Raw genomic sequence first — 15,974 nt, forward strand, 5'->3', positions numbered from 1 at the left:
TAGTTGAAATTTTACTGTGAAAAAAGTATATTTACGGTATGGCACAAAAGAATGTTCTATCCGACCAAAAACTTGTCTTTTCGAGTGACGAACTCCAAAAGCATGGCTTTTCGTATTACCAAATAACGAAAATGGTCGAACAGGGCAAACTTTTTCGGCTCAATAAATCGTATTACGAAAACGCGAACTTTGCCGGCGAGATGAACGATTTCTATTACGTTCAGGCATTTGCGCCCCAGGGGGTGGTGTGCCTTCTGAGCGCTGCCGTTTACTATGGTCTGACGACCTTCCGTCCCGATGCCATCGATGTCGCAGTTCCGCCAAAGACAAAACTTTCTTCGCAGCCAGAATCGCAAAGACTTTCGCTGCATTATTTCTCGGATAGGCGGCATACCGTTGGCGTGCGCACGGTAAGCGAAAACAAGAACACCTTCAAAATTTACGATATAGAAAAAACAGTCGTTGACGTTGTCTCTAACAGGAACAAGGTGGGGATCGAAGAAACCAAGGAAATCCTGACCAATTACCTCGCAAGGCAAGACCGGAACATAAACAAACTCTATCGCTATGCAGAAAAACTTTCGTGCCTGAAAATCCTGAAGACCTATCTGGAGGTTCTTGTATGAATGTCCAGTCGATAAAGGATAAACTGAGGAACGTCGCTAAGACGAATTTCAGACTGTATCAAGAACTGCTTACTGTCTATGGTTTGGAACGGGCCTTGTTCAGAATTGGGAAGTCAAAGTATAGAGAAAACTTCACGCTCAAAGGAGGTATTTTTCTTTATGCTCTCTATTTCTGCTTTTTTACAAAAAATTCCGCGATTGTCATCTTTTGACACTCGAAGAATGTATCTTTATGGGCAGAAACACTCTTTTCAGGAGGCATAATATGAAAAAGATGCTTTTTCTTCTGATTGTGACGATATTTCCCGCCCTTGCCATGGCGTCGCCTTTTGGTTTAAAGATGGGTATGTCGATTAAGGAGATTGCCAAGGAGTGCGAGGGCAAACCCGAGTTCGTAAAAAATGACGCCTACATAATCAAGCCTAAGAAAAGTCACCCGTCATTTGAGTATTATTTTGTTTTTGTTGACAAAAATAAGGGTTTGTATCAGATTAAGGCAATTTCTTCGGCTATCAGTACAAACGACTATGGAACAGAATTGCAGAGCGCTTTCAATACCACCAAAGACCGTATCGCAAAGAAGTACGGCGAAGCTACGATTCGTGATGAAATTGATCCGGAATCTGTTTTTCAAGAAGGCAATTATTGGATGCACACCTTAAAAGGTGGCGCACGTACTTTGGCCGCCATCTGGGGTAAGGGAGGAAAACTCGCCGACAATCTTGATATGGTTGTTCTCGAATGTTCCGCAAGCGAGATTTCTTCCCGCCAGGGATTCCTGATTCTTTATTATTTCTTCAAAAATGCGGATAAAATTGAAGACGAACAGGACTCCGTATTTTAGGTACAGCGCAATTTACTCATACAACCCTTTGCTAAAGTAACGGTCGCCGCGGTCGGGGGCTACGAACACGATGTTTCCGCGGGCGCCCGAGGCGATGAGCTTCTTGGCTGCGGTGAACGCGGCACCCGAAGAGGAACCTGCGAAGATTCCTTCTTTCTTGGCGAGTTCGCGGGCGCCGCCAAAGGCGTCGTCATCGTTGATTTTGATGACCTGATCCACCAGCGACATGTCCATGGTGTCGGCGATAAAGTCGTTGCCGATTCCTTCGATGTTGTAGTCGCCATGCTCGCCGCCGCCCATAGTAGAGCCGATGGGGTCTGCGAGCACGCCCTTAATGTTCGGGTTCTTTTCCTTGAGCGCCTTGAGGATTCCGCTGAAGGTGCCGCCACTGCCTGCGCCTGCGACCACGTAGTCGATTTGTCCGTCCAAATCTTCGTAGATTTCGGGGCCGGTGGTTTCGTAATGGGCCAGCGGGTTCGCCATGTTACGGAACTGTCTGAGCGAAACAGAGCCCGGAATTTGCGTCAGGAGTTCTTCGGCCTTCTTTTCGGCGCCGAGCATTCCGTCTTCACGCGGGGTGTTGATGAGTTCTGCACCGAGGGCGCGCATGAGCGTCTGCTTTTCTTGCGAGAACTTGGTGGGCACCACGAATATCACGCGGATGCCGCGGTTGAGCGCTGCGAAAGCGATGCCGAGGCCTGTATTGCCTGCGGTGGCTTCGACAATGGTTCCACCCGGTTTCAGGAGCCCCTTTTCAATCGCGTCGTTTACCATGTAAAGGCCGGTGCGGTCCTTGACGCTACCCGAGGGATTCCAGAGTTCGAGTTTAGCAAACAGGTTTACGCCTTCGGGGAGCCCGACATGGTTAAGTTTTACAAGCGGAGTCTTCCCGATTAAAGATTGCATCGATTCATAGTAATGCATATTACGCTTCCTTCGCGGCGTTAATGCCGGCGTTCAAATCCAAGATAATGTCGTCGACTTTTTCGATACCTACAGACAAACGAATGAGTCCGTCGGTAATGCCCACCTTCTCGCGAATTTCCTTCGGAATAGAGGCATGGGTCATGGTGGCCGGATGGCATACGAGGCTTTCAACACCGCCCAAACTTTCGGCGAGCGAAATCAGCTTTAGCGCCTTGAAGAATTTCTTGATGTTGTAGTTTTCGTAAAGTTCGAACGAAATCATGGCGCCGCCGTTCTTGGCCTGTTTCTTGTTGATTTCGTAACCCTGAGCAGTCGGAAGTCCCGGATAGTACACGTGCTTTACCGCTTCGTGCTGTTCCAGGTAACGGGCGATGCGCTCCGCATTTTCGGTATGGCGATCGAGGCGCACACCAAGCGTCTTGATTCCGCGAATCAAAAGGAAGGAATCGAAGGGGCCGAGCACGGCGCCCACGGCATTCTGATTGAATGCCAGTTTTTCCGCGATTTCCTTATTGTTCGTTACAGCGAGGCCTGCCACCACATCGCTATGGCCACCCAAGTACTTGGTCGCGGAATGCACCACGATGTCGGCGCCAAGTTCCAGCGGGCGCTGCAAATAAGGAGTCATGAAGGTGTTATCAACAATCGTCAGAATTCCATGCTTCTTCGCAATCGCGGCGACTCCCGCCAAGTCCGTCACGGTCAGGAGCGGGTTCGCCGGACTTTCGATAAAGAATGCCTTTACATCGGGCGCCACCTTGGTATCGAGCGTCGCCAAGTCGGTGGTATCTTCGATGGAATAGGTAATGCCGAGGTTCTTGAATACTTTGTCCAAAACGCGGAAAGTTCCGCCATAAACATTGCTAGAAATAATGATGCGGTCGCCCTGCTTAAAAAGCGAGAGCACCGTAGAGGTTGCGGCCATGCCGCTACCGAAAGCGAATCCCGCGACACCGCCTTCGAGGTCGGCAATCAGTGCTTCGAGCGCTGCACGCGTGGGATTACCCGTGCGGGAATATTCCCAGCCGGTATTTTCGCCGAGGCCCGCCTGCTTATAGGTAGAAGTCTGGTAGATGGGCACGTTGACGGCTCCCGTGACCTTGTCGCCATCGATGCCGCCGTGAATGAGTTTCGTTTCAATATACTTGGAAGTTGACATTTTTTGAAGTCCTTTAGCGCCATGCGCCATTTATTGTTAAAATTTGAATAAAAAAATCCCGCTCCGGAGACATAGCCGAGCGGGAATCTGTTTTAGATAAAAGCCTAAAAACTAGTCGCCCGTTCGACATCGACTCCAACAGAAACAACACTTGTTCATCAAGTAATGAGCCATTCTTTTATTTCCTATCATTTATGTAGGAATAATATAGACAAAAACAATAACGCTGTCAACCAAAAATAGGCTATTTGGTTATACTATTTTTCTTTGGCTTGTTATAGTTTAAAACAATAACCAGCCGGTATCAAGGCCTGTCACGGGCACAATCCGTTTCACATTCTTCTGTGCATCGGTAACCACGGCCATTCCCGTCAGATAATTCATCCAGCGTTGCGGCGTAAAGGTCATCTTGCAAAAGTGCGTAAGGCACGGCACCACCCAAGCATCGTGCGTTGCGAAAATATTAAAGCGGGCGCCACCCTTTTCAAGCATCATCGAAAGCATTTCTTCGGAGCGCGCGGCCAATGGCGCAAACGCTTCTTTATCGCCGCGCGGGTTACCTGCAGCTTCATTTTGTAGCCATTCGCAAATACCTTCGTAAAAACCGGCGCGCAGCACCTTGGTGTATTCATCGTAATCTTGAACAAAGTATTCTGCGAGGCAATCCATCTTTTGTATCGACGGATTTTGGATGCCGCGTCCAAGGCCAATATTCAAAGCCGTTTCAACGCAACGGCCTACCGGACTCGAAAAGAAACTCATATCGCCTTCGGCAGGAATGCTCTTGCCAAGCGACAGGGCCTGCTCGCGCCCACGCTCCGTAAGGCCCACATGCGCACCAAAGTCAGGATCTTCGGGAGTTATATGCCTGCGTTCCCCATGCCGCACCAACAGGAATACGCGTTCGTCAGACGCAAGCGAAGCAAAGAAATCTACAGCGGGAGTAAAATCCATACCGCATGTCCAATGACAAAACTCAAAACGCCCAGCAAGAAACCGCAAATAATATCCGTGAGCCAATGCACGCCAAAATACACGCGCAAAAGCCCCCACGTAAGCGGCAACAGCATCATGATCCAGCCGTACTGCGGCACCGCATAGAACACCGCCGAGGCCACCGCCAAGTTGTTCATGGTATGGCCAGACGGAAAGCTGTACTTGTCGAGAGGCGGAACTTCCGCCTTGATTTGCGGATTCACCGCAAATGGCCTCGGCCTCTTGGTAGTAAGCTTCACAAGCTCATACAAGCCCAGCGAAACCACCATCGCTACCAAAGCCTGCACCAAAATCGGCCAAAAATTGGTCCAGCCCAAATGCAAAAAAAGGAACAAAGCAAAAACGCCCCAAATGTAGCCGTCACCCAGACGCACATAAAACTTGAGAAACTTCGTCGTCTTCTCGGAAAAATGCCGGTTAGTCCAATAAACCGACACGCGATTATCAAATTCAGCAATTTTCTTGAACATCAACGGGGAATTTAGTAAATAAGCCGCCGCTAGGCCAAGCCCCTGATAAATTCCGGGGACAATTTAGAAGATATAGCCTATCGACGATTCAATATACCAGTATTTATGTTCTAGGCGATAATCTCCATATTTAATCGCACCAAGGGAAACCTGATAATGTTTAGCAAATAAATATGACGCACCCACGTAATTCATGAAAATCGGTGGAAAATCAAACGAGACATCGTAGCCATGTACATTATCGAACATTTGCGGATAAAAACATGTAAACGCATATGTCAGAGCCATATTCTTTACCGGCAAAATATTAAGATACGCTTCCAAGGCGGCAGTCATTTTCCATTCGCCGTCCCACTCTTTATCTCGAGAATCGTCCATATCCCCAGCAAGCGTATGTTCGATATATAATTGATGGCCTTTCAATTTTTCTTGTTCTAACGCTAATCCGATGTTTAAAGCAATGCCCATTTCAACAAATTGATGCATTTTTCCAATGCCCATTTCAAAATAGGGAAACGGATTCAAACCGAGACCAAAATCATATAGGGTTTCTTTTTCTTTTTCGAAATGATCAAATTCTAATGTAACCGGAAAACGAATCATTCTATAACGAATATCAGCCTTTTGGTTATAGGCAGGCGAACCTTTTTCTAAAAAATCTTGTTCGTTATATAGACGTGACAACGGCATCGTTTCTTTATCAAAAGTACGAACACCCACTTGAACTCGATTTACAAGGGTATCTTTATCTATAAAAACACCAAGCCCCTTATTGGGAGTGGGCATATACGCTTCGATAGAGCCTTCATACACCAACGCACGCGAAGTCGAACAAGCTGTTAAAAAGAACGCTATAGCAGCAAAGCAGATTATTTGTTTCAAACCACAACCCTCTTGGTCAGCAGAAGATTCTCAACGACCAGGTAACCATCTCCCCCAAGCCATACGCTCGGGGGAATTTTTCTAAAACTCCCGTTCCAGCCAACGAGACAGGAATACATCATAAACTTGGTATTCCTGTTTTTCTTTGGATTCAAGCGTCAACAGCAATTCCTTTTCTTGCAAGGATTCTGCCGCACGGCGAGCGTTCGTGGAGCTACCAATGTTGTATTTCTTCAAAAACACGGTTGATGTCAGCTTACTCACGCTACCTTCTTTTGCAACAGCCACCAAAAGCAACCATTGCTGACGAGTAAGGAGTTCTCGGTACTGCAAAAAGTAATCGGATTCTCTTTCTAGAATCCTGTTTGCGGCATTTTTCACCACATCAATAGTCACGTTGCCACCGACAGCAAACACTTCGTTGCAAAGGGTCTGGGTATAAAATGTGTGGCGACGCGTCCACTCCAAAATCCAATCAACAGCACCGGCATCAATCGTTCTTCCCACCTCGGAAAAATGGCCCCGAATAAATTCAGCATACTTATCGGAATCGATTTTTCCAAGTGTCAGCAGTTTGGTGCTAGAAAAGAACGGACGACCCGCACTTGTAAACATTTCGGCCATCAACTTCTTCTTACTGCCACAGAATATAAAACGAATGTTTTGCATAGACTGCGTATAAGTTCTAAGCAAGGCTTCGGCCGTCTTTTCGGGATACTCCGTAATTTGTTGGAATTCGTCAAACGCCAACACAACCGGCTTTTCGCGGGTATTCAAAAATTCAAGCAGACTTTTGAGAGTCCATTCCTTTTCCGAAACGGTTCCGTAGTTAAACTGCAACTGCGGCGAACCCGAAATGGAATCATAAGTAAGCGTGGGGCGAAGCGTCTTCAAAAAAGTTACGAACCCTTTGCCAATAGATGTCTTTTCAGGAAATTTGATCAGGATGGCTTCTGCCAGGGTCTTGGTAAAATCTTCCAAGGTCAACGTCGCGAATATGTCAACATAGAGAGTCTCGTAATTCAGGCGCCGACGCTTCATTTCGGCAAAGGTATGCAAAATCAATCCCGTCTTTCCGTACTTACGCGGAGAGACCAGTGTCGTATCGGCACCGTTCTGAATATTCAATATAATAGCGGCAGTTTCGTCATCTCTGTCGCAGAAATAGGCCGGCGATTTATACCCTTTGACAATGAACGGATTTTCTTGCATAAAGACCTCTCTATACTAATATACAAAAATTGCCTAAAATAGGCAACCTATTTTAGGCAATTTTTCAAAGTCGACCCAAAACGGCCATTTTTCCCGCCCCCAAAGCCAGCGGCCCCCTAAAATGCTATTTTTTCTCCCATAATCAATTACCAAGGTTTTTTAATATGCGCGTACTCGTTCTTAATTGCGGCAGCTCCTCGGTCAAGTTCGCCGTTATCGACACCCAGACCAAAGAATCCATCTCCAGCGGCCTCGTCGAAAATATCGGCGTAAATGGCCACGTCAAGGCCAAGGGCCCGGTCGGCAACATCGATTTCAATTTCGACTGCCCCACCCACGCCGAAGCCGTCGCCGAAGTGCAGAAGTTCCTCGCCGAACAGAAGCTCACCGACACCATCGAAGCCATCGGCCACCGCGTAGTGCACGGTGGCAAGTACGTGAAGAGCGAAAAGGTGACGCAGGAAGTCATCGACTACATCCGCAGCATCACGCTGTTCGCCCCGCTGCATGAACCCGCACACGCCACCGGCATGGAATGCGCCACCAAGTTCTTCCCGGGCCTCCCGCAGGTCGCCGTGTTCGACACCGCCTTCCACCAGACCATGCCGCGCAAGGCCTACCTCTACGGCATCCCCTACAAGTTCTACGAAGAAGACAAGATCCGCCGTTACGGCGCACACGGCACGAGCCACCGCTTCGTGACCGGCGAAGCCGCCAAGATTCTCGGCAAAAAGCCGGAAGACTGCTGCTTCATTACCGCTCACCTCGGTAACGGTTCCAGCTGCTCCGCCATTTTGAACGGCCAGTGCGTTGACACCACCATGGGCTTTACCCCGCTGGAAGGCCTCATCATGGGCACCCGCTCCGGAAGCATCGACCCGGCAATTCTCTTCTTCATCAGCAAAAAATACGGTTACGACATTGACCGCCTCGACAAGCTCGTAAACAAGGAATCCGGTTTGCTCGGCCTCTCCGGACTCTCTAACGACATGCGTACTTTGACGCAGGCCGCAAGCGAAGGCCACGTGGGCGCACAGATTGCCCTCGAAACGTTCGCCTACAGGCTCACCCGCGAAATCGGCGGCATCGCCATGGCACTCCCGCGCATCGACGCGCTCGTGTTCACCGGCGGTATCGGCGAGAACAGCAAGCTTGTCCGCAAGATGGCCATGGACAACCTCAAGATTCTCGGCTACCAGATTGACGAAGCCCGCAACGAGAAGAACGGCAAGGAATCCGGCCACATCATCAGTAAGGACGGCACCCCGACCGCGATGGTCGTCGCCACCAACGAAGAACTCCTCATCGCCCTCGACACCGAAGCTCTGGTCAAATAGGCGCGAGGTCGCTCCACCTTATAGGCGTCGCTCTGAATTATCCCCCCCCCAAAAAAAATGATATAAAAGAGGCTCCCAACGGAGCCTCTTCTTAATCTCAAAGCGAAGCGAACTCAAAGGCGCTCTGCGCCGAGCCCATACCTCACAACCTATTTAATCGTCCAGCTCTGGCGATTCACCTGCAGGATCTTGCGACCCTGTACCTGGGCAGCAGCGTTACGCACCTGCGCCTCGGAAACCGGAAGCCTGTGCGACCACATCACGCGGCCCTGCATGTCGAAGATTGCCACGGTCCCCTGACTAGCCATGATAGCGTTCTGCCAGTTTGCCTTCGGGGCGGCAATCACAGGAGCAATCGAGGTCCTCGGATCATCCGCGGCAATCAGGTACACCTTGAAGGTGACGAAGGTTGCCGCATCGGCGGCCTTCACTTCGAACGAGACCAGCTTGCCCGGAGCAAGCACCTTGTCTTCCTTGTTGCTTGCCGTCAGCAGATTGCCATCCTGGGACCAGTCGAACCATTCGTTGAAATTATTGGTCGGCGTCACCGTGAAGGTCAGGGAGTCGCCATCGGGATCATAAACATAGTCATTGAAATCGATGACTCCGCTCCAGGGGCCAACACCCACATAGACGGTATCCAGTCTGACATTGTTCACATACTTCGGCTTGTCCTGTTCGCACGCAATGTGGGCCGGAATAGCAAACTCGGTCGTAGCGCCCTTCTTGTCCTTTACAATCAGAATCACTTCGGCATCGCCACAGGCATCGGCCACAGACCGGACCATGAGCACTCCGGTACTAGAAATCGAAGGATTCAGCAGGCTGTCGTCGCTGCGGGCCGCAAAGACCAGATCTGTCGGAGCATCAGTATCATCGGTGAACCAGCTCTGGAGTTCCTTCTTGGAGAACTGCTTCGGCGTGGGGAAATCTTCTTTAAGCGCTGCCAAACGGTTGCCAACCGTATCAGCCACACCATCAACAACCTGCGGCGGCAAATTCTTGCGTTCAACAGTCAGTGTCACCAGAGCAGGCTGAGATGTATCACCCTCGGCATTGACAACATAATACATGAAGGAGTCTTCGCCTTCGTAGTGGCCAATTTCATAGGTGAAAGAACCATCTTCGGCAAGGGTTACCGTGCCTTCAATCGCTCCGTCATACAGGTAAGCCTTCAGAGAAGACTTGGCATTGTCGGGATCCTTGTCGTTGGCAAGAACGCCCTTCGCCTTGAGAATCTTGTTCACCGAGTCCTGCACCACCGTATAGGAATCGTCAACGGCAATCGGCGGATCAGAAACCGGCTTCACCTTGACGTAGAAGAACACGTTGACCGATTCTTCGCCCTGGACATACAGGGTCACCTTGGCGACGCCGTTCGCATTTTCAATAGAGCTGATGTCGATCACATAGCTATCGCCTGCCTGAACATGAACATACGCGGCCGTTACGACTCCGCTCGCCTTGACTGCAAGGGGAACATCTCCTGCAAGAGCATCTGGGTCAGCGAACACCACATCTTCGGCAGAGATGTTCACGGTAAAGATTTCAAAGTCTTCATTAACCTCAACGGTATCACCAAGGGCATACTCGTCGGTATCAACCGTAAATGCCGATTTCACGACAGTCACCGTAGCAGAGTCGTCCACGTTCTTGACATTGATTGTCACCGTAGCAACATTACTCGTACGCACTTCGTAGGAGGCATCTCCCGAGCGGGCAGTCTCGACCACGCGATAGGTAAACGAATCCGTTCCGAAGAAGTCCTTTTCGGGAATGTAGATAAAGGCACCGGTCGACGGAGTAAAGGTAAGCGCTCCGTGTGCCGTAGAATCCACAAGTTCTGCGACAAACTTGTCGCCATCGGCATCATAGTCATTTTTCAAGATGTTGTTCGACGAAGTAGCCGTCACTGCAAGTCTCGTCTCTTCCTTGGTTTCGAAGGAGTCATCTGCGGCAACCGGGGCATTTTCGCCATCTACCGTTTCCACGGTAAACTGGTAGGTTGCGCTCTTCTTGGACGCATCGGTCGCGGTCACCTTCACCGTGGCGCTACCAGAGGGATTCTCCGTCGTCTTCAGATTCAGCGTTCCCGTCTTGTAGAGCGAGTCGGCGAGCACGACATCGCCCGTGATGGCGACCGTGTAGGTCAAATCTTCGCCATCGGGATCCACAAACATCTTAGTCAAATCATAGGACAGGGCTTCGCCCTCATTCAGCACCACTTCATCACCATTCTGGTACGGGGGCTGAAGTACCGGGGGGTTGGTTACGCATTCATCAGCCAAAATAAAACTGATGATTTCCACCGTATTGGTATTAACACTCGAAGTCGCATGGGTATTCTTATAGCTGAACTGCACACCCAACTGTTTGCTGACATTCCAGGCAACAGTTGTCGTTGACTTCCAGCCTTGCTTAAGGTTCGCAAAAGCGATAAAAAGCTTCTTCGACCCAGCAGCCAATTCTGACCCATAGTAATTGTCATCAGTAATGGTGGACTGTCTAAAGTCAATGCGGAAAGGGGCCGTAGACCTGTAGGTCAAGCACGCTCCCTTGTACGAGGCAAGCGAAATGGGTACATCCTTGTACGAGGAATTCTGTTCCCAAGTAAAGCCGAAGCCCGCTCCATTATCCGTCTTTCCTGGCTTGGCTACAAACTCCGCGACCTTGACATTGTCTGCTGTCGTAGATGTATCTACAGATGCACCCGTTCCATAATCGAATGCATACCAGTATGCAGGTTCTTTATCACCCGGACCGTCTTCGGTCCAGACTGTAGCCGACGCGGCAAAAACCGAACTCGTCATGGCGCCCAGTAGGGCACCCATCCATAAAGCTATCTTTTTACCCATAGTTGACCTCTTTTTCTTTTATCAATCCACCAATCCTAAATGTAATATAAACGTAGCAAAGCCGTCAATAGGCTTTTTCGTGTTGACAACCCCTAGACAGGTGCTAAAGAACAATCTGAGGCATTCAAATTGCAAAGATTCCTATACAAAATTGAGTTTCTCACCTTAACTTTCGCCTAGGTACACCACCTCTAAAAACCCATCAGCCCAGCGAGTCTAGTTCCTCGTAGCGTTCGTAGGCCTTTTCGAGTTCCGCCTCGCGGTCGGCGATCTCTTTCTGCAGCTCCACGATACGGGCGGCATTGGTGAACACCTCGGGCTTCGAAAGTTCCGTCTGGCGTTCGGCAATTTCGCTTTCGAGCTTTTCGATTTTTTCGGGGAGGACGGCGTATTCGCGCTCCTCGTTGTAGCTGCGCTTTTTCTTTTTCGCGGCCGACGCCCCTGCACCCTGAGACGGCGAAGCATCAGTAGCCCCCGAGTTCTGCGCGGACCTCGCCTGCTTTTCCGCTTCCTTTTCGGCGGCAATACGCGCCGCGGCGGCAGCTTCCTTGTCGCGGACCTTTTTCTTCGCCTCGTAGTCGCTGTAACCGCCCACCGATTCAAAGACGTTTCCGCCGTCTTCAATCGCCAGAATACTTGTCGCAACAGAATCCAAAAAGGCGCGGTCGTGGCTTACCGTAAGCACCGTTCCCTTGTAGTCGGCAAGGAGTTCCGCGAGCAGGTCAAGCGTTTCCATGTCCAGGTCGTTCGTCGGTTCGTCGAGCACCAGAACATTGCTCGGGTGGCTAAAGAGGCAGGCAAGCAGCAGGCGGTTGCGTTCACCGCCGCTAAGCGCACTGATGGGGCCACGGGCGCGGTCTGCCGAGAACAGGAAGTCCTGCAGGTAGCTCAACACGTGGCGTTTCACGCCGTTCAGCGTCACATACTGCTGGCCATCGGCAATGTTTTCCACCAGGGACTTGTCTTCGCGGAGACGGGTGCGCATCTGGTCAAAATAGGCTATCTGCAGGTTCGTTCCCAGGCGCACGTCGCCGGAATCGGGAGTGAGCTCGCCCAAAATCAGCCGCAAAAGCGTCGTCTTTCCGGAACCGTTCGGCCCCACGATTCCGATGCGGTCTCCGCGGGAAACTTCCGTCGAAAGCCCGCTGATGAGCGGCGCGCCGTCGTAGGAGTAGCTCACGTCGGTAAGGCGCGCCACCAGGCGACCCGAACGGTCGGCCTCGGTGATCTGCATATTCACATTGCCCGTTCGGGTGCGGCGCGCAGCACGCTCCTCGCGCATTTTTATGAGCGCGCGCACGCGGCCCTCGTTCCGGGTCCGCCTCGCCTGGATTCCCTTGCGAATCCACACCTCTTCTTCGGCGAGCCTCTTGTCGAAAAGCGCGTTCGCCTTGTCTTCTTCGGCAAGCGCCTGGTCGCGGAACTGTACGAACTTGTCGTAGGGGAAATCCCAGCAACGCACGCGGCCACGGTCCAAGTCAAAAATGCGAGTCGCCACCCGACGCACAAAGGTGCGGTCGTGGCTAACAAAAAGTAAGGCACAATTCAAGCGCGTCACGATTCCTTCGAGCCACTGGATCGCCGGAATGTCCAGGTGGTTCGTGGGCTCGTCCAGCAAAAGTAAATCAGGGTCCTGCGCCAAGGCCTGCGCAAAAAGCACGCGGCGCTTCTGGCCTCCGCTCAAGCTGTCGTAAAGCGCATCGGGGTCTATCCCCGTCTTTCCAAGAATCGCCTCGGCATGAGTGTCATGGCTGCCATCGGCCAACACCCCCGCCATCACCACATCGCGGACAGTCCCCTCGATATGGGCAGGAATCTCCTGGATCATGCGCGAAATCTTGAGTCCCGATTTCTTGACGATGTCGCCCGACTGGGCCTCCATCTCGCCGCTGAGCACCTTGAGAAGCGTGCTCTTACCGCAACCGTTACGGCCAACAAGGCAAATCCGGTCGGACGCCTCGATGTCGAAGCAGACGTTGTCCAAAAGCGGCGCATTCGCGCCTATGCGCAAAAGAAGGTTCTGGGCAGAAAGAATCGGCATGGCACAAATTTAGAATTATGCCTAACCGTTTTTCCTTTCGTACCGAACAAAAGCGAACTTTCGGCTGTCAGGCGACCAGGAATTCACATTGATCGTTCCCTGTCCACCAAAAAGCTTAAGGATTGTTCGCGGCGTGCTCCAGCCAAGTTTGTCGCTACCCGTCATCAAGCGGATTTCCACATTCTTGTTCGGCACATGCTCGCCGGGGCGCACATCGCGTTCATGGTAGGCAAGCATCACGACCTTCTTGCGGTCCGGCGATATATGCGGGAACCAGGTATTCCAATGCGGATCGTCGGTCATCTGTGTCTGTTCCGAGCCGTCGGACTTCATGCGCCACGCCTGCATGCGACCGCTGCGCACCGAGTTGAACCAAATGTATTCGCCGTCGCAGTCGTATTCGGGGCCGTCATTCAAGCCGAGCGCCACCGTGAGCTGCGTCTCGTTCCCGCCCGCAGCAGGAATCGCATAGATGTCGTATTCGCCGTTGCGCTCCGCACAATAGGCAAGCATCGAGCCGTCGGCGGTGACACCGTGGAGGTAGCTCGGGGCAAGCGGCGTGACAAGCTCCGGCATACGACCGTCGAAGAAAATCTTGTAGATGCGCGAAAGCCCGTCTTCCTTGGTGTGGTGACTCACGAAAAGTCCCTGGCCATCCGGAGAAAGCACATGGTCGTTGTTGCAATTATTGACAAAGTAACTCGGCACTTCCGTCACCTCGCCACTTTCGATTTCAAGTCTGTAGATGCGACCTTCACTATTGAAAGTCAGGAACTTTCCATCGGCACTCCAGTTGGGCGCCTCGATGACCTTGTCGAATTCCTTGAGCAACCTTGTTTCACCCGATTCAATATCGTAAACTTCGAGGAAAGACCTGTCGCCGCTGCGGTCCCACACTTCGCCCGGGCTGAGCTCGAACGGGTAGGACACTCCCCAGCTTTGACGGAGCATGTCCATCTGCGTCATGATCTGCATCGTCTTTCTGTGCGGCATCTCGGCACATTCCTTGAGTCCCCTTTCAAGGGCCGCCTTGCAGGCAAGCACCTCGTACTCGTAGCAGTTTTCGATGCGCGGCGGCGTGAGCGATTCCAGCAGGGTTCCGCTACGGTCGAACAGCTGAATTTCCACCATATCGTTCAGGTTCTGCACGCGGATAAAGCCGTTTGCACCGTAGAGAACGCCTTCGTTCTTAAGCGGCGCCACCATCGAAGTCTTCAGGTGCGCCACCTGCCCGTTCGCATAGGTAAGGTCGATCCAGTCGGTCGCATCGACACCCGTATCGAACTTGACGCAGCTCGTCTTCGTCTGCACGATGTGGTTTTCCACTTCGCCACAGGTGCCGCCAATCTGCGGATCCGTCAAGAAGATATCCGCAAAGGTCAGGCTGTAAATGCCAAGATCCAAAAGGGCGCCCCCCGCAAGCGCCGGATTGCGCAGGCGCTCTATGTGCGACAGCGGCATCGAGAAGTCGGCTTCCACGCTTTCAACCTTGCCGATTTTTCTCGCCAAGATCCAGTCCTTCACCATCTGCACGGCAGGCAGAAAGCGCGTCCACATGGCCTCGCAAAGGAAAACGCCCTTTTCTTCGGCAAGGGCGACCACTTCGGATGCCATCAGCGCATTTGCGGTGAAAGCCTTTTCGACCAGCAGATTCTTGCCGTGCTCAAGGCAGAGCAAAATGTTGTTGTAATGTTCGGAATGCGGGGTCGCCACGTAAATCAGGTCTACCTGCGGATCCTCGGCCAGTTCAAGGTAGCTGCCGTACGCCTTCTGAAACTTGTACTCGTCGGCAAACTTTGTTGCCTTGTCGAGCGTGCGCGATGCCACCGCGTAAGCTTCCACACCCATGCCGCGGCTCTCGAGCGCCTTGACCGCAGCCGCCATCTTGGTCGCAATATGCCCACAACCCAAAATTCCAAGCTTCAGAACCGACTTGCCAACTGTTTCCATTTGCAATAACCTCAAAAAAATGCGGACTCCCGCGACGCATTCAATATACACTTATTTTTTGCATGTCAAAAGCCCGCAACCGCCTATAAATGGACTCATGCGTAAACAGCGCCCCCCCCCTTTATACAAGATGCGCGCCACGCTCCGTATCCACCAGGAAATCAGGCTGTATATTCACATAGTAGGTCACCCGGCCCTTGCCAGACCAGTCTTCGTCATGATAAGGGTCGGACACTATTCATTCAGATGTCATAAAATGACAAGTTTTGTAATTTTCTGTTCAGAGGGGCTCTATACGACCATTCCAGATTTTCGAGGGGATTGAGGCGTCTTTAATGTTCTGTAGCGGGTAAATATGGATAAAATTTAATACAATCAGCGCAAGAATCGATTCAAAGCTCAAAACGCAAGCCGAAAGCCTGTTCAACCAGCTCGGGATGAACATGTCCACGGCAATTACCGTCTTCTTGAAACAGGTCGTCCGTCTCCGCAAAATCCCGTTCGAGATCGCCCTTGACACTCCCAACGACGAGACTATCGCCGCCATGGCCGAAGCAAACGAAATCGCGTCAGGAAAACGCAAGGCCAAATCCTACAAGAACGCAAACGCAATGATCAAGGACATCCTGGACGATTAATGGAAATCTAAACCACATCAAGATTTCGGGCGATGCG

13 protein-coding genes are annotated in these 15,974 nt (G+C 51.4%); 4 read left to right on the forward strand and 9 right to left on the reverse strand.

All coding sequences use genetic code 11. From position 1 onward, the window contains the following. Positions 1–38 precede the first annotated feature (38 nt). A complete protein-coding gene (locus ACKI61_RS03940) occupies positions 39–626 on the forward strand; it encodes a hypothetical protein (RefSeq protein ID WP_407456483.1) in 588 nt (195 codons plus the stop codon). A 265-nt stretch (positions 627–891) separates the two neighbouring features. Beyond that, positions 892–1,470, forward strand: a complete 579-nt coding sequence (locus ACKI61_RS03945; protein ID WP_407456484.1) for a hypothetical protein — start codon at positions 892–894, stop codon at positions 1,468–1,470. Positions 1,471–1,482: 12 nt separating this feature from the next. Here the strand turns inward: ACKI61_RS03945 and ACKI61_RS03950 are convergent, their stop codons facing one another. The 6 genes from ACKI61_RS03950 to ACKI61_RS03975 all read right to left on the reverse strand — a co-directional run bounded on the left by ACKI61_RS03950 (position 1,483) and on the right by ACKI61_RS03975 (position 7,116). Further along, complete coding sequence (locus ACKI61_RS03950; protein ID WP_163414514.1) at positions 1,483–2,394, reverse strand: PLP-dependent cysteine synthase family protein; 912 nt, start codon at positions 2,392–2,394, stop codon at positions 1,483–1,485. Between the two features lies 1 nt (position 2,395). Then, a complete protein-coding gene (locus ACKI61_RS03955; protein ID WP_407456485.1) occupies positions 2,396–3,556 on the reverse strand; it encodes a trans-sulfuration enzyme family protein in 1,161 nt (386 codons plus the stop codon). Positions 3,557–3,838: 282 nt separating this feature from the next. After that, on the reverse strand, positions 3,839–4,510 hold the full coding sequence (locus ACKI61_RS03960) for a histidine phosphatase family protein (protein ID WP_407456486.1): 672 nt from the start codon (positions 4,508–4,510) through the stop codon (positions 3,839–3,841). After that, a complete protein-coding gene (locus tag ACKI61_RS03965) occupies positions 4,489–5,022 on the reverse strand; it encodes a phosphatase PAP2 family protein (RefSeq protein WP_407456487.1) in 534 nt (177 codons plus the stop codon). Before ACKI61_RS03965 ends, ACKI61_RS03960 begins: the two co-directional genes overlap by 22 nt. A gap of 63 nt (positions 5,023–5,085) precedes the next feature. Beyond that, entirely contained in the window at positions 5,086–5,904 is an 819-nt protein-coding gene (locus ACKI61_RS03970) for a hypothetical protein (protein WP_407456488.1), read from the reverse strand. 81 nt (positions 5,905–5,985) lie between these two features. Next, positions 5,986–7,116 (reverse strand): ATP-binding protein, encoded by a 1,131-nt coding sequence (locus ACKI61_RS03975; RefSeq protein ID WP_072800073.1) that lies wholly within the window; start codon positions 7,114–7,116, stop codon positions 5,986–5,988. Positions 7,117–7,280: 164 nt separating this feature from the next. Here ACKI61_RS03975 and ACKI61_RS03980 point away from each other — a divergent pair, with 164 nt between their 5' ends. Continuing rightward, a complete protein-coding gene (locus tag ACKI61_RS03980; protein ID WP_407456489.1) occupies positions 7,281–8,453 on the forward strand; it encodes an acetate/propionate family kinase in 1,173 nt (390 codons plus the stop codon). A gap of 149 nt (positions 8,454–8,602) precedes the next feature. Here ACKI61_RS03980 and ACKI61_RS03985 read toward each other — a convergent pair whose 3' ends face one another. The 3 genes from ACKI61_RS03985 to ACKI61_RS03995 all read right to left on the reverse strand — a co-directional run bounded on the left by ACKI61_RS03985 (position 8,603) and on the right by ACKI61_RS03995 (position 15,299). Next, on the reverse strand, positions 8,603–11,308 hold the full coding sequence (locus ACKI61_RS03985; protein WP_407456490.1) for an Ig-like domain-containing protein: 2,706 nt from the start codon (positions 11,306–11,308) through the stop codon (positions 8,603–8,605). 202 nt (positions 11,309–11,510) lie between these two features. Continuing rightward, complete coding sequence (locus ACKI61_RS03990; protein WP_407456491.1) at positions 11,511–13,349, reverse strand: ATP-binding cassette domain-containing protein; 1,839 nt, start codon at positions 13,347–13,349, stop codon at positions 11,511–11,513. A 21-nt stretch (positions 13,350–13,370) separates the two neighbouring features. Further along, entirely contained in the window at positions 13,371–15,299 is a 1,929-nt protein-coding gene (locus ACKI61_RS03995; protein WP_407456492.1) for a Gfo/Idh/MocA family oxidoreductase, read from the reverse strand. A 419-nt stretch (positions 15,300–15,718) separates the two neighbouring features. Here ACKI61_RS03995 and ACKI61_RS04000 point away from each other — a divergent pair, with 419 nt between their 5' ends. Then, positions 15,719–15,937 (forward strand): type II toxin-antitoxin system RelB/DinJ family antitoxin, encoded by a 219-nt coding sequence (locus ACKI61_RS04000; protein ID WP_407456516.1) that lies wholly within the window; start codon positions 15,719–15,721, stop codon positions 15,935–15,937. Positions 15,938–15,974 lie beyond the last annotated feature (37 nt).

Origin of the sequence: Fibrobacter sp., assembly GCF_045601785.1 — a bacterium.
Taxonomy (GTDB): domain Bacteria; phylum Fibrobacterota; class Fibrobacteria; order Fibrobacterales; family Fibrobacteraceae; genus Fibrobacter.